10 protein-coding genes are annotated in these 26,635 nt (G+C 72.9%); 8 read left to right on the forward strand and 2 right to left on the reverse strand.

Features of this window, described 5'->3' with window-relative positions:
* Positions 1–182: 182 nt before the first annotated feature.
* Positions 183–1,331 carry an MFS transporter gene (locus ACZ7PG_RS32680; RefSeq protein WP_470242987.1) on the forward strand — a complete coding sequence of 383 codons (1,149 nt, stop codon included), beginning with the start codon at positions 183–185 and terminating at the stop codon, positions 1,329–1,331.
* Positions 1,332–1,383: 52 nt separating this feature from the next.
* Here the strand turns inward: ACZ7PG_RS32680 and ACZ7PG_RS32685 are convergent, their stop codons facing one another.
* A complete protein-coding gene (locus ACZ7PG_RS32685) occupies positions 1,384–4,212 on the reverse strand; it encodes a helix-turn-helix transcriptional regulator (protein ID WP_470242988.1) in 2,829 nt (942 codons plus the stop codon).
* Between the two features lie 233 nt (positions 4,213–4,445).
* Here ACZ7PG_RS32685 and ACZ7PG_RS32690 point away from each other — a divergent pair, with 233 nt between their 5' ends.
* Together ACZ7PG_RS32690 and ACZ7PG_RS32695 are read left to right on the forward strand one after the other, a co-directional pair.
* Positions 4,446–4,634: a hypothetical protein gene (locus ACZ7PG_RS32690; protein ID WP_470242989.1), complete on the forward strand. Its 189-nt coding sequence runs from the start codon at positions 4,446–4,448 to the stop codon at positions 4,632–4,634.
* 831 nt (positions 4,635–5,465) lie between these two features.
* Positions 5,466–6,476, forward strand: a complete 1,011-nt coding sequence (locus tag ACZ7PG_RS32695; RefSeq protein ID WP_470242990.1) for an ABC transporter substrate-binding protein — start codon at positions 5,466–5,468, stop codon at positions 6,474–6,476.
* Between the two features lie 40 nt (positions 6,477–6,516).
* Here the strand turns inward: ACZ7PG_RS32695 and ACZ7PG_RS32700 are convergent, their stop codons facing one another.
* A complete protein-coding gene (locus ACZ7PG_RS32700; RefSeq protein WP_470242991.1) occupies positions 6,517–11,490 on the reverse strand; it encodes an RHS repeat-associated core domain-containing protein in 4,974 nt (1,657 codons plus the stop codon).
* Positions 11,491–11,619: 129 nt separating this feature from the next.
* Here ACZ7PG_RS32700 and ACZ7PG_RS32705 point away from each other — a divergent pair, with 129 nt between their 5' ends.
* From ACZ7PG_RS32705 to ACZ7PG_RS32725, 5 genes are all read left to right on the forward strand, one after another.
* Positions 11,620–12,525, forward strand: a complete 906-nt coding sequence (locus ACZ7PG_RS32705; protein WP_470242992.1) for an acetamidase/formamidase family protein — start codon at positions 11,620–11,622, stop codon at positions 12,523–12,525.
* Positions 12,526–12,609: 84 nt separating this feature from the next.
* Positions 12,610–13,350: a DUF1206 domain-containing protein gene (locus ACZ7PG_RS32710; RefSeq protein WP_470242993.1), complete on the forward strand. Its 741-nt coding sequence runs from the start codon at positions 12,610–12,612 to the stop codon at positions 13,348–13,350.
* A gap of 177 nt (positions 13,351–13,527) precedes the next feature.
* Complete coding sequence (locus tag ACZ7PG_RS32715; RefSeq protein ID WP_470242994.1) at positions 13,528–17,301, forward strand: non-ribosomal peptide synthetase; 3,774 nt, start codon at positions 13,528–13,530, stop codon at positions 17,299–17,301.
* Positions 17,298–25,742, forward strand: a complete 8,445-nt coding sequence (locus tag ACZ7PG_RS32720; protein ID WP_470242995.1) for an amino acid adenylation domain-containing protein — start codon at positions 17,298–17,300, stop codon at positions 25,740–25,742. The genes ACZ7PG_RS32715 and ACZ7PG_RS32720 overlap by 4 nt, the downstream gene beginning before the upstream one ends.
* Before the next feature lie 19 nt (positions 25,743–25,761).
* Positions 25,762–26,634 carry a TauD/TfdA dioxygenase family protein gene (locus tag ACZ7PG_RS32725; protein ID WP_470242996.1) on the forward strand — a complete coding sequence of 291 codons (873 nt, stop codon included), beginning with the start codon at positions 25,762–25,764 and terminating at the stop codon, positions 26,632–26,634.
* Position 26,635: the final 1 nt, after the last annotated feature.

Below are 26,635 nucleotides of genomic sequence, written 5' to 3' on the forward strand. Positions count from 1 at the left end.
CCGAGATCCCCTTCGGCCGTGCCGATGCACGCCCATCCGCAGGCTGCCGAAGCACGACACAATCGTTGCGCCACAACGTAACTTCGTACATACGTCAGGTGACGGATGTCTGCTTCACACGTGTGAAGAAGCATTGCTCTACGGAGTACGCCGCTCCGGACCTCCACCCCCGAGGAGGAGCGATGTTCCGTGCTACCACCGTCTCCACGGCCGTGATTTTCATCCTCGCCATCAACCTCAGACCGGCCGTGACCAGCCTGGGCGCCGCTCTTCCCGACATCTCCGCCGCCAGTGCCCTCGTCGCCGCCGTGCTCGTCGCGCTGCCCCTGTGGGCGATCGGTCTGGGCGGCTGGGCGACCCCGTGGCTGTGCGGCCGGGTGGGAACGCACCGGACGATCACCGTGGCCCTCCTCGGGCTGGTGCTGTCGCTGGCCGGCCGGGTACTGGGCGGGCCGGCGCCACTCCTGATCGGGACGGCGCTGGCCTGCCTGTCCATCGCCGTGCTCGGCACCATGCTTCCCCTGCTGGCCAACGGGTCCGCCGCCTTCACCCTCGGGCTCGGGCTCGGCAGCACGGCGGGCGCGCTGGTCACGCCGGCCGTCGTGATGTCGTCGTCGTGGCGGGTCGCCCTCGGCCTGTGGGCGGTCGTGGCCCTGCTGGCCCAGCAGGTGTGGCAGCGCACCCCCGGCGAGTTCGGGTCGCCGCGGGCGGCCACCGGGTGGGTGCCGGCCTCCGCCTTGACCATTCACTTCGGGCTCATCTCGACGGTGACGTTCCTGGTCATGGGCTGGCTCCCGGGCATCCTGCGCGACGCGGGCGTCCCACCGGGGACCGCGGGTGCGTGCCTCGCGCTGTCGATGGCCATGGGGCTGCCCATGATGTGGCTCGTGCCGGGCTGGACGCGCCGGTGGCAGAACCAGACCTTGCTCGTCGTCGCACTGGCCGTGCCCAACGTCATCGGCGTCGGCGGCCTGCTCCTCGCCCCGGCGGCCGCGCCCTGGCTGTGGGCCGCGGCCACCGGCACCGGCATGGGCGGGCTCGCGTTCGCCCTGACGACGATCTCGTTGCGCAGCAAGGGCAGCTCGCTCTCCCTGTCCGCCGTCGTGCAGGGAGTGGGCTACGTCATCGCGGGATTCGGCGTACTGGCCTGCGGCTGGCTGCACACCTACACCGGCACTTGGCGGACTCCGCTGCTGCTGGTGCTGGCGATCCTGCTCGGCCAGGTGGTCAGCGGGCACGCCGCGGTGACGCGCCGGACCACTTCGGCGAAGCCGGTTTCGCGCGCTCTCGTCGTGCGCCCCCAGGACAGCGCTCCGGAGGTCGGAGTCTGAGACGATGACCCGCACCGTCCACTTCGGACGTCCGCTGCCCCGGGGCGCGGCCCTAGGCGAACCGGTGCCGGGCCTCGCGGGCGATGTCGATGCGCGAGTTCACGCCGAGCTTGGTCAGGATGTGCGAAACGTGCGTGCCGACCGTGCGCGGGGACAGGTAGAGGCGGGCCGCGATCTGCGGGTTCGACATGCCTTCGACCACGAGCGCGGCGATCTTGTCCTCGGTCGGGGTGAGGCTGTCCCAGCCGTGCGTGGCCTGGCGGTGCTTCGCCGTCGGGCCGCGCCGGATGCCGAACGCCCGGAACTGGGCGCGCAGCCTCGCCACGTCCCATTGCGCGTCCAGCTCCGAGTAGAGGTCGATGGCGTGCGTGAACGCCGCCCGCGCCGAGCCGCGGTCCTCGGCCTCGGCCTCGGTGTTGGCGAAGGCGAACGCGGCCGCTTCCAGCGCTTTGGCCCGGGAGAGCGGCCGGCCCGCCTCGCCGTAGCCGTCGGCGGCCCGCAGCAACGTCGGCGCGTCCCGCTCGAGCAGACCGCGGCAGTACAAGGCGAGCGCGAGGCGGTGCGGAACGGTGGACTCGGCGGCGATCGCGCGTGCCCTGGCTTCGATCTGCGCCGCGGTCCCCGCGTCGCCGGTCGCCGCGGCCAGCCGGGCGGCGTCGCCCAGCAGGTCCTCCCCCGCGTCCTCGCCGGTCAGCACGTCGATCAGCAGCGAGAGCGCCAGCTCCGGGGTGCCGGCGTGCTCGAAGGCCAGGCAGCGGGCCCGCACCAGGGACTCCACGACCCGGTCGCCGATGCGTTCCGAGTACGGCGCCGCGATCTCGAGGTGCCGGCTCGCCGCGGCCGCCTGGCCGCGGTGGAAGTGGATGATCGCGGCGACCCCGTGGTCGCAGCACACGACGCTCGGGTCCTTGCGCTCGTCCGGGACGACGTCCACCTCGGCCAGCGCGTCGTCCCAGCGCCCGGCGCCGAGCAGCAGCTGCCCGAGCGCGCTCTGGACCTGGTTCAGCCGCACGGCGCTGCCGGTGCGGTCGGCCAGCTCCCGCGCCCGCCCGGCGGCGGCGAGCGCGTCGGTGTAGCGGTCGAGCGCGCCGAAGGTGACCGACTGGTTGATGCGCAGCAGCAGGGTGAGGTCGATCAGCGCGGGATCGCCCCGCACGATGACCATCGCGCGCTCGAACAGCGGCAGCGCGCCGGTCCAGTCGCCCCGCATCATCGCGACCAGGCTCAGCACGTGCAGCGCCCAGCCGGTCGCCCAGCGGTCTTCGACCGCGCCGAGCTCCACCAGCGCCGCGGTGGCGACCCGGCCCGCGGTGTCGACCTCGCCGAGGTCGCGGTGGGTGCGCGCGATGAGCACCAGCAACCGGGCCCGGTGCCGGGCTTCCAGCCCCGGCTGCTTCAGTGCTTCGGTCAGCGTGGCGAGGGATTCGGCGGAGCGGCCGGTCATCCCGTGGCACTGCACGACAGTCGTGTGCAGGTCGACGACCACGTCGGGGTCGCGGACGCGGTCCAGCGCGCGGGAGGCGATCCGCTCGGCCTGGGCGACGTTGCCCACCCGGTAGTAGGCGTCGGCCAGCCGGCACGCCAGCGCGCCGGTCACGGCGTCGTCGAGCGGCGCGTCCCGCACCGCCCGGCGCAGGAGCGCGACCGCGGCCTCGGGGGCCTGGCCGATCAACGGCGTGGCCACGTCGAGCAACCACCGCACGGCCCAGGCGGGCACCGGCACCCGGCTGTCCGTTGTGGACACCATGGGCAGCAGCTGCCGCGCGACCCGCTCGACCGGGGCGCTCGCCTCGGCCAGCGCGAACGCGGCGTCCTGGTGCCAGGCGACCCGGACCGCCGTCGGCATCTCGTCGTACAACGCCCGGCGGATCAACGTGTGCCGGAACGCCAGGTCGTCACCGGCCGCCACCAGCACCCCGGCGGCCCGCGCCTCGTCGAGGGCCGGCATCAGCTCGGCGAGCGAGCTGTTCCGCACGGTCACGAGGTCCGCGACCGAGAAGCCGTCCCCGAGCAGCGCCGCCGCCCGCAGCACGGTGCGCGCCGCCTCGGACAGGAAACCCAGCCGGTCCGCGATCGCCTCCGGCAGGGAGTCCGGCTTGGCCGTGCCGGTCAGCTCCGCGACACCGGCGGGATCGACTTCCAGGCACGAGCTCCTGGCCAGCGCGTCGAGCAGTTCGGTGAGGTACAACGGGTTCCCGGCCGCACCGGCGGCGAGCTCCTCCAGCCGGGAACCCGGTCTGCCACCGGCCAGCGCGGCCACCAGTTCGAGCACCGCCGGTTCCGCCAGCCGGCTCAGCCGCAGCCGCTCGGCCGGACCGACGACCCGGAAGAGCGACCGGAGGTCGTCGCGGCGCGGCACCGGGCGCATCACCCCGACCAGGAGCAGCGGGAGCCGCCGGACCGAGCGGGCGATCCGGCTCCACACCGCCACCGTCGTGCGATCGGCCCACTGCAGCTCGTCGACGACCAGCATGACCGGCCCGTCCTGGCAGAGCTCGTCCACCAGCGCGATCAGCTGCTCGGCGGCCGCGGCGGCGAGGTCGGCGCCCTTGCCCGCGACGGCTTCGCCGCCCAGCAGTCCGGAGATGGCGTCACGACGGGGATCCCGCGTCACCGGCGCGATCTGCAGGGCGTCCAGGAGCGGTAGCAGCGGCAGCGCCTGCCCGAGCTCGTCACCGGCTCCCCAGTACACCTGGCAACCCGCGCTCTCGGCGGCGGCAGCGCCGGCGCGCACCAGCGCGGACTTGCCGATGCCCGGTTCGCCGTCCACCAGCACGGCCCGGCCGCGCCCCTCGACCGCCTCACGAATCCAGCCGACCAGCCGGGACAGCTCGTCGTCCCGACCGACCAGAAGCTCGGAACCGTCCGTGAGCGGTCGCACACCGGCGATAATAGAAGGAAAAACGTTACCCAACAAGAGGTATGCTTGGACGGCCCGGATGGGCAGCCGCAGTCCGTCCTCAAACATCCATTTCGACAAATTTCCCGATTCGTGATCACAGCGTGATTCCACCACCGGTAGTGGTGGATCACCATCCGCCGGTCACTCCGGCGCCGCAAAAGGTCCGCCAACCCCGAACAGTCATTCGTGCACGATCGACCACCGGAGGAATGATGCGGGTTCAGCGAGCGGTCGCCATCGGCGCCGCGGTCACGTTGAGCGTCTTCACACTGAGCGTTCCGGGTGCTGCCGCGGCGGTCGCCGCCGGTGGCACGGACAAGACATCCGAGTCCAGCCACGTCACCGGGCCGGACAACCGAGTGCCGATCGGTGTTTCACCCGACGAAATGGGCTACAACTGAGGGAACCGGCCCCCGCGGCCGCAGCCGGGAGCACCCCTTCCCGCTGCGGCCGTCCCCATGTCCGCGGCACGCATCGTTCGACGATTTCGACAATGCCACCCCGACGGCCACCCCGATGCCGGCCCGATCATTCCGGCTTCCCCCGCGGGCTTCCTCCGCAATTGGCTCAAGCCCCTGATTATACCGTGCCGGCCGGAACAACGACGGCAACCATTTGATTTCGATAGCATGAATTCGCCGGTCCGCCGCCGCCGCGAGCGTGATCACCGGACCCCTGACTTTTGCATTGCGCGACGTCCTCGGGGCCACGTTTTCCGCAGTCCGCCGCGGCGCACTCCGGCCCGTTCCCGAAGCGGATCTCCGAAGTGCCTCGCGAGCGGCGCCGGCCACAAGACCGCCGGCGCGCCGGTTCCCGACGACGCCGCACGACCGTCGAGACGACGCTTTTGCGATTAATCGCAAATTGTGCGGACACTCGCTATCGGTCACCTCCCATTGGGCCGATCGGGCATCCGTTCGCACGGTCCGCGACATCGGTTACCCGATCGGAGCAGCCCCCTCGAATCCGCGTTTCCGGCGGCCGCACATCCGGGAATCGGTGGCCCGAACCTCAATCAGCCATCATGATCCGTAGAAATGTCCGCGGTTCGGCCACCGGACCAAGATCCTCGATCAAGCATTGATGCCTCCATTGTGGTGAATTCCCGGTCATGGCACCTGCCAAGTGTTGTCGAGGTCCTACAGTGGCCTGCTTGACAGACACCGGGGAATGAATCACGGATCTTCCCCGGATTCGGTAGATCAACCGTCATCTCCTTCGAGGAGCACGACTTGTTTGGAATCACCAGGAGCAGTGGCCGGGTTCGCGCTCGTCACGGCGCACTCGCCGTCGCCGCCGTCATGGTCCTCACCGGCTGCGGCGCACTCGGTTCGGCCAGCACGAGCTCCTCGTCCAGCGGCAGCGGCCTGGAAAAGACGACACTGAAGGTCTCGATCCTGCCCACCACCGATCTCGCACCGTTCTGGCTGGCCCAGGACAACGGCTACTTCAAGGCCGAAGGCCTCAGCGTCGATTCCATCATCGCCGCCAGTGGCCAGGCCTCGCTGACGAAGTCGATCTCCGGTGAAGCCGATATCGCGTTCTCGACCTACCCGCCGTTCTTCACCGCGAAGAGCACCGGCGCCGCCGACATGCAGCTGGTCGCCGACGCGACCTCGGTCAACCCGAAGTCCAATGCGATCGTCACCGTTCCGAACTCTCCCGTGAAGACAATCTTCGACCTGGCCGACAAGAAGATCGCGATCACGGCCAAGAACACCGCCTCGGATCTCCTCACCCGCTCGGTGATGCAGGATCACGGCGTCGATTTCGGCAAGGTGAAATGGGTGCTGATCCCGCTGCCGAACATCGCCGCGGCGCTGCAGCAGGGCGAGGCGGACGCCGCGTACCTGCCGGAGCCGTACATCACGCAGGCCGCCAAGACGGCCGGCGCGATCCCGGTGATCGACATCAACACCGGTGCGACGCAGGACTTCCCGCTGACCGGCTACGGCGCGACGAGGAAGTGGGTGCGGGACAACCCGAAGACCCTGGCCGCGTTCCAGCGCGCCATGCAGAAGGCCACCCACGACGCCCTCAACGACCGCTCCAAGGTCGAGCCGCTGCTGGTGCGGTTCGCCAAGATCGACGAGGACACCGCCAAGCTGCTCACCTTGCCGGGCTACGGCTCGTCGCTGGACTCGCGGCGCCTGCAGCGGGTTCCCGACCTGCTGCTGCAGCTCGGCGCGATCCCGCGGCCGATCGACGTGAACTCGATGATCGGCCCCCAGGTGGGACGCTAGCCCCGGCGGCCGGGCGGGACGATCCCGCCCGGGCACCGCGTCATTCGGCGAGGTTGGGCATCGGCCGGTTCGACCCCCAGCTGATCGGCGGGTCGAACGCCCCGCTGACCGTGTCCAGCTTCGTCCCCTTCGGCGGGAACTCCGTCAGGAAGTTGTCCGGCTTGTTGTGCTGGATGAACTTCTGCACGTTCGAAGTGAGCCCGTCGTAGCCGGCGTCGAGCGTGACGTGGTCCCGGATGCCTCGTTCCGAGGGGTTCTTGGCGTCCGGCCACTTGACGTTGTCGCTGGCCGTGACCGAGTAGTCCACCTTGAGGCCCTGGGCTTCCTTGCGGAAGTCCGCGGGCTTCCCGCTGATGCCCCAGTCGTTCATCTTCCGCTGCAGCTCCGTGTCGCCCATCCGGTTGACCGTGTCCTTGAACTGCCCGATCTGGATGTCGGCCTGCTTGAGCTTGCTCTCGAAGTTGCCCGACATCTGGGAGTTCGCCTTGCGGGACAGCGTGGTCATGTTGTCGGCGGTTCCGGAGCCGCCGAGTTCGTTGTTCTTCAGGTGCCCCTTGATGAAGTAGCCCTCGTCGGTGTCGGGCTTGTAGCCGTTCTTGCCATCGCCCTTGAGCTTGTCGAGCTCGGCCTGCAGGCGCGGGTCGAAGTTCGCGTGTTTGGTCCCGTTCAGCTCGTTGACGTCGGTGAGGTGGTTGCCCGCCGGGGTGGTGCCGCCGGGGCGGCTCCCCCGCCCGGACCCGTCGAGTGAGCCGCCGCCCGACTTCCCGCCGCCTTCCATCACCGTGCGGCCGGAGTTCCCGTGCGAGACGTTGTCCTGGCCGGTGATCGGCGGGTCGTACCGGCCGGTCCGGGGCTTCTTGACGGCGGAGCCGGACCCGGAGGCCCCGTTTCCGGCGCCCTGGTTCGGGTTCGGGCGCTTCTTCGAGGCCTTCTTGCACGGGGCCGCGGATTCGAACGTGGCGTCGTCGTCGAGGAACGCGGTCGGGTCGTCGGCGTAGTTGACGACCTTGCCGCTGTTGCGGGTCAGGCCGAGCGGGTCGGCGGCGAGGAACGGGTCCTCGACGTAGGTCTCGGGGTTCAGCGCCGGGGTCAGGCCGAGCGGGTCCGGCGAGATGTAGCGCGCGTTGGCCGGGTCGTAGTAGCGGAAGACGTTGTAGTGCAGGCCGGTTTCCGCGTCGAAGTACTGTCCGGGGAACCGCAGCGGCGTCGGCGGGCGCGCGCCGGCCGCGGTCAGGCCCCACAGGCTCGTCCGCACCGGGCTGACCGTGCCGTGGTCCGGGCTGACCAGCTCGGTCGGGGTGCCGACCTCGTCGGTGACCACGGCGGAGACCTCGACCCGCCCGTCGGGCAGGGTGCGCGCCTGCGCCACCACGCGGTCCTCGTCGGGGTGGTGGATCCAGGTCAGCGTCTCCACCGGCGCGCCCCCGGCGGTGTGCCGGGCTTCGACGAGACTCGTGCCGTCCCAAGCGAAGTCGACGCGTTCGGCGACCGCGCCCGCGGTGTCCAGCCGTTCCTTGGCGACGCGCCGGTCCAGCGCGTCGTAGCGGTAGCGCCACCGGGTGCCGTCCGGCGTGCGCACCGCGACCAGGTGGTCGTGCGCGTCCCAGCCGAACGTCCAGGTCAGTGCCGTCCCGTCCGGCGCGGGCAGGGTGCGGCCGACCAGCCGGCCCTGCGCGTCGTGGGCGTAGCGCACCGCGCCCGCCGCGGCGAGCACACCACCGGCGTACTGGCGCGGGCCCGCCTCGGGACCGGTGCCCGGCGAGGAGGAGATCAGGTTGCCGAGCACGTCGTAGGCGTAGCGCTCGGCTCCGCCGTGGTGGACGGCGGCGGTGACGCGGCCGGCGTGGTCGAACTCGTACCGCACTCCCCCGGCCGGGTCCTCCCGGGTGCCGACGCTGCCGTCCGGACGCCGGTGGTAGCGCGTCACCCCGGCCGGCGTGTGCTGCGCGGCGAGCCGGCCCGCCGCGTCGAACTCCTGCCGCAGCAACGGGTTCGGCCCGGCGGCGAGGCCGAGCGTGCGGCCGGCGGCGTCCTGGTGCAGGGTCAGCTCGGTGCCGGCGATCCGCAGCAGCTCCGCGCCGTCCGGGTGCTGTCCCCATTGGACGTCCACTCCGGACGGAGTGCGCCGGGTCTTCGCGCCGCGGGGGTAGCCGAAGGTGGTGGTCCCGGCCGCGGTGGTCTGGTGCGTGACGCGGCCCTCGGCGTCGTGCGTCAGCTCGAGCACGCCGTCCGGTCCGGTCGCGCGCACGAGGCGGCCGACCGGGTCGTAGCGGTAGGTCTCGGTGCCCGCCGGGCTGATCCGCTCGGTCAGGTTGCCCAGCAGGTCGTACCGGGACTCCACGGTCTCCCCGGCCGGGCCGGTGAGCCGCACCCGCTGTCCCGCGGCGTCGTACGCGCACCGGGTGACCCGGCCGGCGAAGTCCGTCTGGGCGAGCAGCCGCTCTTCGGCGTCGTAGGCGTAGTGCCAGGTCTGCCCGGCGGGGTTGGTCACGGCGACCAGCCGCAGCTCGGTGTCGTAGCGCTGGGTGGTGCGCGCGCCGGCGGCGTCGACGATGGCGGTGACCGTGCCCATCGGACCGTTTTCGGTGCGGACCACCCGGCCCAGCTCGTCGGTGCGGGACGTCTCTTCGCTCTCGCCGTCGAACGTCCACTGCCGGCGGGTTCCGTCCGGGGCGAGGACTTCCCGCAGGGCGCCTTCGACCGTCCACGCGTACGCGGCCCGGCCGCCGGCACCCTCCATCGCCCGCGGCCGCCCGAACAGATCGGCCTCGACGCGGGGCGCGGGGAGGTCCGGCGCGGTCCCGGTCTCCGCCGTGTGCTCGTGGTGCTGGTCGCCGGTCACACCGAGCGGGTCGGTGTAGGGGTCCGGCAGGTTCGGGGCGGTGTAGCGGCGGCGGAAGACCCGGCCGCCGTCGGCGACCTCGATCGTCAGCTCGGTTTCGCTCCGGCCGGTGATCAGCACCCGGGAGCCGTCGGCGCGCAGGACCGAAACCAGCCGCCCGTCCGGGTCGTGCTCGAACTCGGTGCGCCGGCCGAGCGGGTCGGTGCGGGCGAGCAGCACGTCCCGCGGCCCCCACTCCCGGCGGGTCACGCCGCCGAGCCGGTCGGTCAAGGCCACCGTGTTGCCGTCGTCGTCGAACTCGTACACCGTCTGCTTGCCGAAGGAGTCGGTGACGGTGGTGCGCCGGTCGGCGTAGGCGAGCGTGGTGTCGAGGTAGCCCTGGTCGCCGACGCCCCGCACGCAGCGGCCGTGCTGGTCGTAGACGTAGCGGTACCAGGCGCCGACGTGGTTGGTCCAGCCGGTGATCCGGCCCTCGGCGTCGTGGGTGTAGCGGGCGGCCCGGGGCGAGGAGTTCGCGCGCAGGCTGAGGTGCCCGGCGGGGTCGTAGTCGTAGCGGGCGACGAGGACGTCGCCTGTTTCGGAGAGCGCGCGGACCGCGCGGATCCGGCCGCCGCCGACGTCGAAGGCGATCCGGGCGCCGCCGGAGTGCGTGAGCAGCGTGGGCGCGCCGTCGGCGTCGTGGTCCAGCTCGACGTACCCCCCGGTTTCGGTGCGGATCTCCTTGAGCAGGAACAGGTCCGGGTTCCCGTCGGCCGGCACGAACCGGTGCAGGGTGCCGCGCGCGGGGTTCTCCAGGACGTACTCGGCGCCCTGCCCGTGCAGCCGGCGCAGCGGACCGTGCGGGGCGGTGGCCGACCGGCCCGGCGCGGGCAGCGGGAACCGCAGGATCATCGCGTCGACGCTGTAGTAGGTGACGGTCCCGTCCGCCACGGTCAGCCGCTCGTCCACCAGCGACGCCCAGGAGGGCCCGAACCAGCGTCCGGCCCGGTAGGACGAGACGTGGTTGCGCACGATGAGCTGGCCGAGCGGCCCCGGCACGGCGAGGTCGGTCTCGGTGACCAGGACGTCCCCGGTCTGGACGTCGATCGGGTCGCCGCTGCCTTCCTTGCAGACCGGTTCCTTGGTCTCGGCGGTGTTCCGGTCGGGCCCCTTCGAGCCGCCGGAGTCCTTCGCGCCGGCGGACTTGGTCGAGTCGCCGCCGGGCGGGTCGTCGAGGCCGCGCGAGGCCGGCGGCGGATCGGTCTTGGGCGGGTCGTTCTTCGCCGGCGGCGGATCGGTCTTCGGCGGCGGGTCGCCCTTGGGCGGCGAGTGGTCGCCCGCGGCCGTGGTGGAGTCGTCCCCGCCCTTGCCCTTGGGCCCGTCCAGGTCCTTCGGGTTGCCCTTGATGTCGGCGTGCTTCGGCGGCGGCGCGGCCTTGCCCGGCTTGATGTTCTTCAGCGCCTTCGCCGCGTCACCGAACAGATCACCCGCTCGCTTCAACAGCGGCACCAACGCCTTGAGCGCGGTCACCAGCCGCTTGACCAGATCCGCGATCTTCGACGCCGTCTTCGCGACCGCGCCGATGACCTGCGGGACCACCCAGGTCATACCGATGCCCAAGGTGAAGATCACCTGCAGCGCCCAGCTGATCAAGTGCCCGATCAGCTCCGCGATGATGTCACGCACCAGCGCCCGCACCGCCGCGACGACCTCACCGGCGGTCTTCACCCCGCTGGAAGCGCCTTCACAGCCCTTTTGCGCGGTTTCCAGCAACGTGACCGTGTCCTGCGCCCGCTGCCGGTAAGTGTCGCCGGCGGTCCCGGCCCACGATGTCGTGTCCGCTTTGACCATCCCGGTCAGGTCTTCCCCGACACTGCCCAGTTCGGTCGCGATGTTCTTCCAGGTCTCCGACTGTGCCGCGATTTCGTCGGCGTTGCCGGTGAGTCCGTTGAGGGCTTCCTTCAGCGGGCCGACGTGTTCGATGAGCCACCCGACGCCGGCGGCGAGGATCGCCCCGAACGGGTCCATGGCCATGGAGAGGGCGTCGAGGGCGGTACCGACGGCACCCATCGCGACCGACGCCCAGTCACCGCTTTCGATCGCGGATTTCAGGTCGGCCGCCGACTCCAGCAGCGAAATCCCCGAATACGCCGTCGTCGAATCCTTGGTCTCCGCGACCAATGGGTTGCTCATCCGTCCCCCGCCTCAGTCACCTGACTGACCCCGAAGTTTCCATGTAAACACACCCCGCCGACCGGGCCGCCGCGGGTGTGATCATCCTTCGTGCGAGCCTTGACCACGCTCGTCACCAGGAGGCGAACCATGGCTGAGCACCGGCTGCCGGCAACCCGCGAGACCACCATCGACGTCTTCGACCGGGCCACCCCGCCCGTGCTGACGGTGTCCTCCGGCGACTCCGTCGTCGTCGGCTCGCTCGACGCCGGGGGCTACCTGGAACGCCGGCTGAACGGCCCCACGCTGTTCGCGGACCGGCGCGGGCACTGCCTGACCGGGCCGATCGAAGTGCGCGGCGCCGAGCCGGGGATGGTCCTGCGGGTGCACTTCGGGTCGATCACGCCCGGCGACTGGGGCTGGACGACCGCGGGGGTGAAGGACACCGCGCTCAACCGCAGGCTGGGCGTCGCCGGCGGACCCGCCGCGCGCCTGACGTGGGACATCGGCGACGACACGGCCACCAGCAACCTCGGCCACACCGTCCGCGTCGCGCCCTTCCTCGGCGTGGTCGGCCTTCCCCCGGCCGAGCCGGGACCCCACTCGACCATTCCGCCGCGAGCGGCCGGCGGCGGCAACATCGACTGCCGCGACCTGGTGGCCGGGTCCACGCTGGTCCTGCCGGTGACCGTGCCCGGCGCACTGCTGCACCTGGGCGACGGCCACGCCGCGCAAGGCCACGGCGAAGTCGGCGGGACGGCGATCGAATGCCCGATGACCACCGAAGTCACCCTGACGCTGGCGGCGGAACCGGAGGTCCCGGGCATCCACGCCGTGACCCCGGAAGGCCGGCTCACCTTCGGGTTCGACGCCGACCTCAACCAGGCCACGGCCGACGCGCTGGACGCCATGCTGACCTGGCTGCAGCGGCTCCACGACGTCGACAAGCCGACCGCGCTGGCGCTCGCCAGCCCCGTCGTGGACCTGCGGATCACCCAGGTCGCCAACGAGACCTGGGGTGTGCACGCGGTCCTGCCGCACGACGCGATCCGCTGATCGACGGCGAAAACGGGCGGACACCTGGTCAATCGGGCCGGCGTGGACCAGGATTCCCCCGTGCCCGACATCCGAGGATTCACCTTGTTCGCCCGAATCGGCCTCGCCTGCTACGCCGTCGTGCACTTCGTCGTCGCGTGGCTGGCGGCCCAGGTCGCGCTGGGCGACAACGAAAAGGCCGACAAGGCCGGCGCCCTGCAGATCGTGGCCACGGGCGGCGGAGCGTGGCTGCTCTGGCTGATCGCCGCCGGCACCGGGCTGCTGGCGCTGTGGCAGCTCACCGAGGCGATCGCGGGGCACCGGCACGCCGCACCGCGACGGCGGTGGGTCCGGCGGGCGGCCAGCGGCGTCGAGGTGGTGCTGTACGGCCTCGTCGCCTACAGCGCGGCGAAGACCGCGATCGGCGGTTCCGGCAAAGCGGGCTCGGTGGTGGCCACGGTCCTGGCCGAGGACTGGGGCGCCGCGGCGGTGGTCTCGGCCGGCGGAGCCGTGGTCGCGGTGGCCGCGTTCCTCGCCTACCGCGGGATCAGGAAGAAGTTCGTCCACGACCTCGACTTCGACGGGGCGTCCCCGGCGGTGCGGCGGTCGACGGAGCGGCTCGGCCAGGTCGGCTGGTGCGCCATGGCGCTCGCCTACGGCACCGTGGGCGCGATGTTCGTCGTCGCCGCCGTCGAGTACGACCCGGCCAAGGCCGGTGGTCTGGACCCGGCGCTCAAGACCCTCGCCGTCCAGCCGTACGGGCAGATCCTGCTGCTGGTGCTGGCCGCCGGGATCGCGGTCTACGGCGTGTTCGCGCTGCTCGAAAGCCGGTACCGCAAGATCTGACGCCGAAGCGGCCGTCCCTGCGTGCGAAGGACTTCCGGGCAAACTTCTGTCACCCCTCGTCCTCACCCGACAGTGTGGTGTTAACTGTCCGGACAGACAGAGAGCGTTTCCCCGACCTCGGCGGCGACGGAACAACGCAGTACCGGTTCGCCCGCCCGCCCCGAAAGGCCGCCCTCGATGCGAGTGTCCGCGCCGCTGTCGTCCGGTCAGCAACGCCTGTGGACCGTCTCCCAGCTGGACGGCGCCGGCCCGGCCTACAACGAAACCATGGCCTTCGCCCTGCGGGGCCCGCTGGACCGCGAGGCGCTGCGAAGGGCGTTCGACACGCTCGCCGACCGCCACGAAACCCTGCGCACCCGGATCGTCGTCGAGGACGGCGGGCCCGTGCAAATCGTCGAATCCGCCGGTCACGGGTTTCCCTGCGTCGTCACCGACGTCGCCGGACGACCGGGCGAAGCGGCCGAACTGCGGCGCACCGACCCGTTCGAACCGTTCGACCTGACGCGTGCCCCGCTGGCCCGCGCCCGGCTGCTGGCCGCGGGCGACGAGGACCACGTCCTGCTGATCACCGTCCACCACGTCGTCTTCGACGGCTGGTCCCGCACACTGCTGCTGCGCGAACTGGGCGCCCTCTACGCCGCTCAAATGAGCGGGGCGTCGGCCGACCTGCCGGAAACCCGCCCCTACCGCGACCACGCCCGGGCGCAGCAGGACTGGCTGGCCGGCCCCGGCCCGGCGCCGCACGAGGCGTACTGGCAGGACCGGCTCGACGGCGTGCCGCCGGTGCTGGAGCTGCCCGCCGACCGGCCGCGCCCGGCCCGGCAGGACCACCGCGGCGCCCGGGTGCCGGTCGCGCTCGGGCCGGAGCTCACCGCCCGGCTGAAGGCGGTGGCGCGCGAGCACGGCGTCACGCTCTACTCCACCATCCTGACCTGCTGGTTCATCCTGTTGTCCCGGCTTTCCGCGCAAACTGACATCGTTGTCGGCGTCCCCACCGCCAACCGCGGCGGCGGAGGCGAGTACCCCGAGACGATCGGCTTCTTCGTCAACACGCTCGCCGTGCGCGCCGAGCTGGGCGGCTCCCCCACCGGCGCCGTCCTGCTCAAGCAGGTCCGCGCGGCCCTGAGGGGCGCGATCGACCACGTCGAGCTGCCGTTCGAGCGGGTCGTCGAGCTGGTCAACCCGCCGCGCAGCCCGGCGCACACCCCGCTGTTCCAGACGATGTTCGCCTGGGTGCCGACCCTGCACGACGTCCTCGAGCTGCCCGGCGTGGCCGTCGAATCCCTCGACGTCGAGCACGCCCCCGCGAAGTTCGACCTGGCGCTCGGCCTGGCCGACGAGAACGGCGACGTCCTCGGCCACCTCGACTACGCCGTCGCCCTCTTCGACCACGCCACCGCACAGCGGTACGGCGGGTACCTCGTGCGGCTGCTGGAACAGCTGGCCGCGCGACCCGGTGCCGACATCGCGAGCTACGAGCTCCTCGACGACGCCGAACGCCGCGAGATCCTCACGACCTGGAGCACCGGGCCGAGTCCGCGCCGGCGACCGGGCGGGCTAGTCGACCGGTTCACCGCGCACGCCGACCGCGCCCCGGACGCCCCCGCGCTCGTCTGCGACGGCTCGGCACTGACCTACGGCGAACTGGACCGTCGCAGCACGAAGCTGGCGAACGCCCTGCGCGCGCGAGGAGCCGGGCCGGGCGCGGTCGTGGCCGTCCTCAGTGGACGGTCGGTGGAGCTGGTCGTCGCCGTGCTGGGAGTGCTGAAGACCGGCGCCGCCTACCTCCCGCTCGACCCGGCCCAGCCGGCCGCGCGCCGGGCGGCGATGGTCGAGGACGCGCGCCCCGTGCTGGTACTGGGCGACGACGTCGCGGCCCTCGAAGCCGAAGGCGACGCGACCCGGCACCCGGTCACGACCGGCCCCGGGGAGACGGCCTACGTCATCTACACCTCGGGGTCGACCGGGCGTCCGAAGGGCGTCGCGGTGACCCACCACAGCGTCCTCGCCCTGTTCGACCAGTGGCTCGACCGCTTCGGCGCGACCCCCGGCGAGGCGACGTCGGTGTGGTCGAGCATCGGCTTCGACGCCTCGGTGCACGAGCTGCTGCTCCCCCTGACCACCGGCGCCGTGCTGCATGTGGTGCCCGAGGACGTCCGGCCCGACCCCGCCGCGCTGATGGCCTGGCTGCGAGAACACCTTGTGGTGCAGGCGTTCCTGCCGCCCGCCTACGTCCGGTGGATCGACGAGGACCCCGGCCGGGTGGCCGGGCTCGCGCTGCGGCAGGTCCTCACCGGCGTCGAACCGCTGACCGACGCCGCGCTCGCCCGGTTCGAAGCGGCCCTGCCCGGCCTGCGGATCTGCTTCGGCTACGGACCGACCGAGGCCACGCTCTACGCCACCGCCCACTTCGCCCCCCGGCCGTCCGAGCGCCCGGCGCCGATCGGGCGGCCCCTGCCCGGGTCGCGGCTGTACCTGCTGGACGAGCGGCTGCGGCCGGTCCCGCCGGGCGTCGTGGGCGAGGTCTTCCTGGCCGGCGACTGCCTGGCCCGCGGATACCTGCACCGGCCGGGGCTGACCGCCGAGCGGTTCGTCGCGGACCCGTTCGTCCCGGGCGAACGGATGTACCGCACCGGCGACCTGGCGCGGTGGCTCGCGAGCGGCGAAGCCGAGTACGCCGGCCGCCGCGACGACCAGATCAAGCTGCGCGGGTTCCGCATCGAACCCGGCGAAGTGACGGCCGCGCTGCTGGCCGTCCCGGGCGTCCGGGAGGCCGCCGTGCTCGTGGACCGCGAGGGCGAGCCGCGGCTGGTCGCCGGGATCGCGGGCGGCGCACGCTCGCCACACGAGTGGCGCGCCGCGCTCGCCGACCGGCTGCCGGACTACATGATCCCGTCGGTGTTCGCCGAGTTCGACCGGCTGCCCTTGAGCCGCAGCGGCAAGCTCGACCGCGACGCCGTCCTGGCGCACGCCCGGGCGAGCGCGCCCGCAGCGGTCAACACCGCCGCTCCACGCGACCACGTCGAGCTCGCGCTGCTGACGATCTGGCGAACCCTCTTGCTGCACCCCGCGATCGGCGTCTCGGACGACTTCTTCGACGTCGGCGGCACGTCGATCTCGGCGATCAAGCTCGCCCACGCGATCGGCGCCGAGTTCGGCCGCGAGCTGCCGATCCGGGACGTCATCCTGCACCCGACCATCGAGGCCCAGGCCGCGCTGCTGCGTACCGACGGCCCGTCCGGCGCCGGCAGCCTGATCGAGTTCCGCCGCGGTGCCGGCGCGGCCCGCGTCGTGTGCGTGCATCCGGCCGGCGGGACCGCGTTCTGCTACCTGCCGCTCAGCGCCGCGCTGCCCGGCGACGCCGGTGTCGCCGGGATCCAGTCCCCCGGGCTCAACGCCGGTGAAGAGCCCCTGCCGAGCGTGGAAGCGATGGCCGAGGAGTACCTCCGGCTCGTCGACCCGCGGCCCGGCGAAGCCTTGGTCCTTTGTGGACTGTCCTACGGCGGCCTGGTCGCCTACGAGATGGGCCGGCGGCTGGCGGCGCACCACCCGCGCGTGAGCGTCGTCCTGCTCGACACCACCGCCACCGACGACCCCGCCGCGAAGGCCGCGATCGAGCCGGTGTCCGCGGCCGAGTTCCGCGAGAAGCTGGTCCGCTTCAACGGGATGTACCCGGGGATCGACGACGCGCAGATCGAGCGCTACCACCGCACGTACAACCACAACCGGCGGACCGCGCGCGAGCACGATCCCGGCGAGTCGGCGGCGCGGGTGGTGTTCGTGCAGGCGGTCGGCGAGGACACGGTGCCGGGCACGGCGGAGTTCTGGCGCCGCCGGGTCCGCGGCGAGTTCGAGGTCGTCCCGGCGGACTGCGGGCACTGGGACATGCTCGAAAGCGACGCGCTGCCGCTGGTCGCCAAGGTGATCACCGCCGAGCTGGCGGCGCGATGACCTCGATCGCCCGCCGTGTCCACGACCGGGCCCTGCGGCACCCGGACGCCGTCGCCGTGTCCGACGGCCCGCGCCGGCTCACCTACGCCGAGCTGAACGCCGGGGCCGCGGCGGTCGCGGAATCGTTGTCCCGCCGCGGGGTTCGCCCGGGTGACGCGGTCGCCGTGGGCCTACCGCGGTCGGCGGACCTGATCCTCGTCATGCTGGGCGTGCTGCGCCTGGGCGCGCAGGTCGTGCCGCTGGACCGGCTGAGCCCGCCCGCGCGCCGCGACGTCATCCTCGCCGACGCGGGCGCGGTCGTCGTCGTGCAGGACGAGCTGCCCGAGCTGACGCCGGCCGAGGCCGGTGTCCCCGCCGAGCCCGCGCCGGCGTCGTTCCTCTTCTACACCTCTGGCACGACCGGCCGGCCCAAGGGCGTCGAGGTCCGCGACGCCGGTGTCCTGCGGCTCGCCGAACCCGGCTGGCTCGACCACGGCACGCGGTTCGCCTGCCTGGCCAACCCCGCGTTCGACGCGATCAGCTTCGAGGTGTGGGTGCCGCTGCTGACCGGCGGCACGTGCGTGATCCTCGACGACGACACCGTCCGGGACCCGCGCGCGTTCGCCGATGCCCTGGTCCGGGAACGCGTCGACACGATGTTCGTGACCGCGACGCTGTTCAACGCCGTCGCCGAGACCGTGCCGGACAGCTTCGCGACGGTGCGCCGGGTCGTCATCGGCGGCGAGCAGCTCAACGCCCCGCTGATCCGCCGCTGGTACCGGGCCAACCCGGACGCGCCGACGCGGCTGCAGAACGGCTACGGCCCCACCGAAACGACGACGTTCGCGCTGAGCTACGCCATCCCGCGGGGCTTCGACGGCGACGTCGTGCCGATCGGCCGCCCGCTGCCCGGCACCGGCGCGGTCGCGGTGACCGCGGACGAGCGCGTGGCCGCCGAAGGCGAGCTGGCGGAGCTGTACCTCTCGGGGGCCGGGGTCGCGCTCGGCTACCGCGGCCTGCCCGCGGAAACCGGGCAGCGGTTCGTGCGGCTGCCGTGGCTCGACGAGGGCCGCGCGCGGTTCTACCGCACCGGCGACCTGGTCCGCGTGCTGCCGGGCGGACGGTTCGCCTACGCCGGGCGGACCGACCGGCAGGTGAAGGTCCGCGGGTTCCGGATCGAGCCGGGCGAGCTGGAGCAGCGGCTGCTCGCGCACCCGGAAGTCCGGCAGGTGCACGTGGCCGTGCGCCACGCGGCCACGGCCGAGCTGCTCGCCTTCCTCGTCGCGGGCGACCTCTCCTACGAGGCGTTCGAAGCTCATCTGAGCGAAACCGTGCCGTCCTACATGCGGCCGCAGCACGTGGTCCGCGTCGGCGAGCTGCCCCGGAACGCGAACGGGAAGGTCGACGAGGCCGCGCTGCTGGCCGGCGGCTTCGCGCCGTGGCGGCCGGACACCGGCGGCGAGGCGACCTCTTGGGAGCGCGAAGTCCTGGACGTCGTGTCGGCCGTCCTCGACGTCCCGGAGCTCCACCCGGGCGACACGTGGCTGCGGTCCGGGGGCGACTCGCTCAAGGCGTTGCGGCTGCGGTTCGCGATCCGGGAACGCTGGGGCGCGGACCTGGCGCCTTCGGTGGTGCAGCGCGGCACCTTCGCCGATCTCGCGGCCGCCGTCGCCGGTGCCGGGCGCGCGGCCTATCCGGAACCGGGTGCCCCGACGACGGCGACGTCCGCACCGGCCACCAGCGAGCAACAACGGCTTTGGCTGCTGCAGCAGCGGAATCCGGCTTCCACCGCCTACCACGTGCCGCTCGCCTTCCGCGTCACCGGCTCACCCGACGTCGACGCGCTTCGCCGGGACGTGCGGGCGCTCGTGGACCGGCACCCGGCGCTGCGCACCGCCTTCGAGGCGACCCCCGACGGCCTGCGGCAGGTCGCGAAGGCGCCGTACGACCCGTGGACCGAGCCGTCCGACGACTTCTTCACCGCACCGTTCGACCTCGCGTCGGGCCGGCCGCTGCGCGCGGCCTGGCGGCCCGACGGGACGCTTCTGCTGTGCCTGCACCACATCGCGGTCGACGGCTGGTCGCTCAACATCCTCTTCCGCGAGCTGTCCGGCGCGCCGGCACGATCGGACGCGCACACGCCCCTCGACTTCGCCGGCTGGCAGTCCCGCTGGTTCGCCGCCCCCGGCTACCACGCTCAACTGAGCGAACGGTCCGACGAAGCCGAGCCTCTCGGCGAAGCGTCCCTGGCCGGGCGGCTGCACACGACCCGGATCGACCGCGAGCGCGTCGACGCCTGGGCGGCCGAGCTGGGCCTGACCCGCTTCCAGCTGCTGCTCGGCGTGTTCGCGTGGAGCCTCTACGCCGTGACCGGGCGGACCCGGCCCCGGATCGCCGCGCCGGTGGCGAACCGGCCGGTGCGGGAGTTCGAAGACAGCGTGGGGATGTTCGCCAACACCGTACGGCTGCCCCTTTCCGTGGCCCCGGACGAGGACCTGGACACCCAGCTGCGCCGGCTCGGCGAAGCGTCCGGTGCGGCGCTGGACGGCCAGGACGTCGCCTTCGCCGACCTCGATCCGGGCTACGCGGCCTTCGACTACCTGTTCGTCCTGGAGAACACCGACTTCGGCGCACTGCGGCTGCCCGGCTGCTCGGTCAGTCCACAGTGGATCGAAGCGGCCGAGGCGAAGTGCGCGCTCACGTTGTCGGTCGTGGAGCGGCCGGACGGCTTCGACTGCCTGTGGGAGTACGGGGAAGGCCACTTCACCGCAGCCGAGGCGACGGCCCTCGGCGACGTCTTCGACCGCGCCCTGCACGGCGACGCCCGGACTCCGGACCACCGGGACCACGGCCGGGGTGCCGCGGCGGAGCTGACGTGGGAGACCGTGGCGGAGGGCTTCGCGCGGCAGGTCGCGCGGACGCCCGACGCCCCGGCGCTGACCGGCGACACGACGCTGACCTACGCCGAGCTGGACGCGCACGCGGCCCGGCTGGCCGCCACGCTGCCCGAAGACGCCACCGACGTCGCGCTGTACTTGCGGCCGTCGGCCGAGCACGTCGTCGCGCTCCTCGCGCTGGCGCGGCTGAACATCACCGCCGTGCCCCTGGATCCGGCGTACCCGCCCGCGTTGCTGCGGGACGTGCTGGACCAGGTCCGGCCGAGCTGCGTCCTGCTCACCCCGGGGGAAACGTTCGACGCCGGCGTCGAACGGCGGTTCGTCACGCTCGCCGACGGCCCGGCGCCGGACGTCCCGGTCCGGCACGCCGGACGGCCGCTCTACACGCTGTTCACGTCGGGCTCGACCGGCGTGCCCAAGGGCGTGCGCGTCCCGGATCGCACGCTGGCCAACCTGCTCCAGTGGCAGGACGCGCCGCCCGCGTCGACGCAGCAGTTCTCGATGCTGTCGTTCGACGTGTCGTTCCAGGAGATCTTCACGACCCTCTGCGGCGGCGGCCGGCTGCACCTGGTCCGGCCGGAGTGGCGGCACGACGTCCCGGCGCTGCTGGAGCAGCTGGAAACCGCCGGGATCGAGCGGATCTTCCTGCCCTACGTCGCCTTGCAGCTGCTCGCCGAGCACGGCGTGCGGCTCGGGCGGTACCCGTCGCGGCTGCGGGACGTGATCACCGCCGGCGAGCAGCTGGTGTGCACGCCGGCCATCCGCCGGTGGTTCGCCGGGCTGCCCGGTGCGCGCCTGCACAACCACTACGGCCCGACCGAGACCCACGTCGTGAGCGCGCTGACCCTCGACGGCGACCCGGCGGAGTGGCCCGAGCGGCCCGCGATCGGCCGTCCGGTGGCGAACGCGGTGCTGCGGGTCGCCGACGCCGCGGGCGCGCCCCTGCCGCCGGGCCAGGTCGGCGAGCTGCTCATCGGCGGTCTCGCGGCGAACCGGTGCTATCTCGGCGAAGCGGCTCCGGAGAAGTTCGCGGAGCTGCCGGAGCTGTACTACCGCAGCGGCGACCTCGCGCACTTCGACCGCGCCGGGCTGCTGCACTTCGACGGCCGGGCCGACCGGCAGGTCAAGCTCAGCGGGTACCGCCTGGAGCTGGGGCAGGTCGAGGCGGCGCTGCTGCGGCACCCCGACGTCGTCAACGCGGTGGTCGTGCCCGAGGACGGCAGGCTGGCCGCGTTCCTGGAGTGCCGCCGGACGCCGGCCGCGCACGAGCTGAGCGAACACCTGGCGCCGCTGCTGCCGCCGCACGCGCGGGTCGACCGCTTCCGCGTCGTCGCCGCCCTGCCGCGCACGCCCAGCGGGAAGCTCGACCGGGACGCCGCCGCCCGGGCACCGGGCACGGATCTGCGGCGGGGGACGTCGTCGTCGAGCGAGCTGGCGACCCTGTTCGAAGAGGTGACCGGGGCGCCGATCGGGCCGGACGAGACGTTCTTCGCCGCCGGGGCCACCAGTCTCTCGCTGATGCGGTTCCACCTGCGCTGCGCCGAGGCCGGGTACCGCTTCACCGCGGCCGACCTCTTCGAGCACGTCACCCTCCGGGAGCTGACCCGGCACGTGGAGAGCGGCCCGGCCCCGGCTTCCGCCGGTGCTACCGCCGGTGTCGCCGACGAGCCGGTGGCGGTCGTCGGGATGGCGGTGCGGCTGCCCGGGGCGCCGGACCTGGCCGCGTTCTGGGACCTCGTCGTCACCGGCCGCCGGGGCATCGAGGAGTTCGCGGCCCCGGAGGGGCTCGTCGGCGCGCGCAGCCTCCTCGACGGGCCACTGGCGTTCGACCCGGAGCACTTCGGGATCAGCCACCGCGATGCGGCGCTGATGGACCCGCAGCAGCGGCAGTTGCTGATGGCCTGCGTCGAAGCCCTGTCCCACGCCGGCTTGTCCCACGCCGGCGGGGCGGCGGGGCGCGTCGGGCTGATCGCGGGCTGCGGCGAGAACACGTACTTCCAGCGGATGCTGCGCGAAGCCGACCCGGCCGCGCTGCCGGACGGCTTCCAGCTCGCTTTGCACCACGAGAAGGACTTCCTGGCCACGAAGGTCGCGTACCACCTGGATCTCCGTGGCCCCGCGCTGACGACCCAGACGGCGTGTTCGAGCTCGCTGGTCGCCGTCCACCAGGCGGCCGCGATGCTGCGCGGCGGCGAAGCGGACGTGATGCTGGCGGGCGGCGTGCTGGTCGACGTCACCCTGGCCGAGGGGTACCGCTACCGGCCGCAGCACATCTTTTCCGCGGACGGGCACTGCCGCCCGTTCAGCGACGACGCGGACGGCACGGTCGGGGCGAGCGGCGTCGGCGTGGTGGTGCTGAAGCCGCTGTCGGCGGCCCGCCGCGACGGCGACACGGTGTATTCGGTGATAACGGGTTCGGCGCTGACCAACGACGGCGCGGTGAAACAGGGGTACAGCGCACCGTCCCCGGCCGGGCAGCGTACGGCCATCCAGGCCGCGCTGGGGCGGGCCGGGCGTTCGGGCGCGGACGTCGGGTACGTGGAGACGCACGGAACGGGGACGCGCCTGGGCGACCCGATCGAGGTGGCGGCCCTGCGCGAGGCGATGCCCGACGTCTCCTCGTGCGCGCTTTCCTCGCTGAAGAGCCAAATCGGCCACCTGGGCGCGGCGGCGGGCGTGGTGGGCCTGATCCGCGCGAGCCTGGCGATCCACCACGGAGTACTCCCCCCGACGGTCGACTTCCACGCCCCGAACCCGGCACTGGACCTGGGGCCGTTCCGGGTGCCGACGCGGGCGGAGCCGTGGCCGGCGGGGCCGCGGGTGGCCGGGGTGAGCAGCTTCGGCATCGGCGGGACGAACGCCCACGTGGTGCTGGAGCCGGTCCGCCCGGTGCCGGCGGCGCGCGCGGAACCCGTGCGGTGCTTGGTGCTTTCGGCTCGCAGCGCTTCGGCGTTGCGTCTCGAGGCGGGTCGGGTGGCGGAGTACTTGGCGGCGCACCCGGAGTCCTATGTGGACGTATTGCGGCATCTGCAGTCGGGCCGTCCGGAGGGCCGTTGGCGCCTGGCGGCGGCGTGCGAAGACGCGGCCGCGGCGGTCGCCTGGCTGCGCACGGCCGAGCCCCGCGAGGTCGGCTCCGGTGACGTGAACGGCTCATTCACCACATCGCTGCCTCCTGCCGACTTGGCCTCCGCCTGGCTGGCCGGAGCCTCCATCGACTGGGGCCACTCCCCCACCCCCGCACCATGGGACTTCCCGCCCCCCGCCTTCGACGCCCGCGACTTCGACTTCCCGCGGAAAGCCGCCGTCTCCCGGCTGCCCGAAAGCGCGTGGCTGCACCAGCCCACCTGGGTCCGTCTCCGCCGAGCCACCACCACACCCACCACCCGCACCGACCGCGTCCTCGTCATCTCCGGCGAAGGCCCGCTCACCGCCCCCACCCTCGACGCCGCCTACCCGCGCGTCGTGCGGGTCCACGCGGCAGACCACTTCGCCCGCCTAGGCCCCGACACCTTCGAAGCCGACCCCGCCGACACCGCGTCCCTGCGTCAAGTCCTCGACGCCCTACACGGCAACGAGATCGACTGGCTCCACACCCTCCCGCTCGGCATCACCGGCCCTCTCGGCGAACCATCGGTGCGCCAGGCGACCTGGGCCTGTCTCGACACCCCCGCCGCACTCCTGCGGGCCGCCCACGACCGTCCACTCAGGACGTGGTGGGTCTCCGCCGGGGCCGCGCCCGCGAACGGCGCCGTCACGCGCCCCGAAGCCGGGCTGCTCGCCGGGGTCACCTCCGTCGGACCGCAGGAAAGCCGGATCCCCGGCCACTGGGCCGACCTCCCCACCCCGGACCTCGACGCCCTCGCCGATCTCCTCACCGGCCCGACCCCGCCGGACCGCGTCGCCCTGCGCGCCGGGTTCTGGTGGACGCAAGAAAGCGCGCCCGTCGATGCCGGCCTGCCCGCCATCACCGACGGGACCCACCTCGTCCTCGGCGGCACCGGCGGCATCGGCACCGCCGTCGCCGAAGAGCTGCTGACCCGCACCGCCGGCCGCGTCATCCTGCTGGCGCGCCACCCCTTCCTGCCCGACGCGCTCAAACCCTGGGCGGACCGCGTCGACCTGCTCGCCGCCGACGTCACCACCGTCACCGCCGACGACATCGGCACTCCCCTCGCCGGGATCGTGCACGCGGCCGGCACCCCGGACGGCGGGCTCATCGCCACCCGCGGCGACGGCACGCAGTCCGTCAAGCTCGCCGGCGCCCTGCTCACCGAACAGCTCATCGAACGCCACCGGCCCGCCTACGCCGTCTACTGCTCGTCGCTGTCCGCCCAGTTCGGCGGCACCGGCCAGCTGGACTACGCCGCCGCCAACGGCTTCCTCGACGCCCTCGCCCACCGCGACGGCCCGACCGCCCGCCTCTCGATCGGCTGGGACGTCTGGCGTGACACCGGCATGGCCGTCACCGCACTGGAAACCGACGCCCGGCACCAGGCGCACCTCACAGTCGGCCTCAGCGCCGACGAAGGCCGCCGCACCTTCGCCCGCGCGCTGGGGACGGGACTCCCGCAGCTCCTGGTCGCGACGACCGGCCTCGAGACCGCCCGCGGGTTCCACGAACGCGACACCACGCCGGCCACGCCGAAACCGGCCGAAGCAGACCTCACCGAGGAGGTCCGCGCGCTGCTGGGCGTCGCCGAACTCGACCCGGACGTCCCGCTCTACGACCTGGGCGCCGACTCCCTGACGCTGCTGGACGTCGTCGACTCGGTGAAACGTCTCTACGGCGTCGACCTCGACCTCGCGTGGCTCGGGCCCGAGGTCACGATGGCCGCGTTGCTGGCGAAGCTCTCCGAAGCCGCCGACACCGGCGAAGTAGCGGTGCAGGTCTGGCGCGAGGGAGCCGGCCGCGAAGTCGTGTGCCTCGTGCACCCGGTCGGCGGGGACGTCCACGCCTACCGGCCGCTCGTCGAGGCGCTGGCTCCCGGACTCGGCGTCTGCGTGATCGCCGACCCCGCGCTGAGCCGGTCCGAACCGCCCGGCTGGCCGGTGGCGGACCGGGCCCACCGCTACTACGCGGCGCTGCACAAGCGGTTTCCCGGCCACACCTGGCACTTGGCCGGCTGGTCGTTCGGCGCCTGGGTGGCGGCCGGAATGGCCGCCGAAGCCGAGGCGGCCGGGCAGCCGGTGCGGGCGCTGCACCTCATCGACCCGCCGCCGCCCGGCGCGAGCGCCGCGGACTACAGCGACGCGCAGCTGGAAACGGTGTTCGAGCGCGAGCTGGGCGCCTCCGGCGGCACCGCGGGCGAGCACGCCCGGCGGCTCGCCCGCGCGTGCCGGGCCAACCTGCGCAGCATGACCGGGCACGAGCTGCCGCGCCTGGCCACGACACCCAGCCACGTCTGGCTGGCCACCGAACCCGAGCCCGGCCTGCCGGTGGCCGACCGCGGCGGCTGGCGAGCCCTCCTGCCCGAACCGAGCCACTGGCATGAACTGCCCGCCACCCACTACGGCATCGTGCGCACCCCGCACGTCACCGCGGTGGCCGCCGCCATCGGACTGTGAGACCCACGGAAAGGAAACCATGGAGCAGTACGAACTCGACGCCGTCAAGCGGATCACCACGCGACCGGCGCGCGACTTCCGGACCCTGGAAGTGCGGGGCCTGACCCCGGTCATCGGCGCCGAGGTCACCGGCCTCGACCTGTCCCGCGAACTGACCGAGGAGCAGCTCACCGAGCTGAAGACGGCGTTCCTGGACCACCACGTGCTGGTGTTCCGCGACCAGGACATCACGCCGGACGACCACCAGCGCCTGGCCGCGCACTTCGGCGAGCTGCGGCCGGTGAACCCGCCGCCCGAGCACGGCAACCCGTACATCCTCGAGGTCGCGACCGCCCCGGAGGCGGCCACCGTGTTCGGCAACGGCTGGCACGCCGACGGCACCGCCGACGCCGAGCCGTCGCTGGGCTCGATGCTGCACATCACGCGGATGCCCGAACCGGGCAGCGGCGGCGACACGCTCTTCGCGAACATGCACCTCGCGTACGACATGCTGTCGCCGAAGCTGAAGGAGCTGCTGGCCGGGCTGACCGCGATCCACGACGGCGCGCACGCCTTCCGCGGTCACAAGATCCCGGCGGGCTACGAGCCCCCGGTCAGCGAGCACCCGGTGGTGGTGCGGCACCCGGAGACGGACCGTCCGCTGCTGTACGTCAACCCGGCCTACACCTCGCGCATCCCCCAGCTGTCGGCCGACGAGAGCCAGGCGGTGCTCGACCTGCTGTTCTCGGTCGTGCCGAACCGGCCGATGCTGGCGTGCCGGGTCCGCTGGGAGCCGAACACGCTGGTGTTCTGGGACAACCGCTGCGTCCAGCACCACGCGACGTACGACTACTACCCGTACACCCGTTTCGGAAACCGCGTCGCGATCAACGGCGGCCCGCTGAAAGGCTGAC

Source organism: Amycolatopsis sp. NPDC114504 (genome assembly GCF_055633595.1).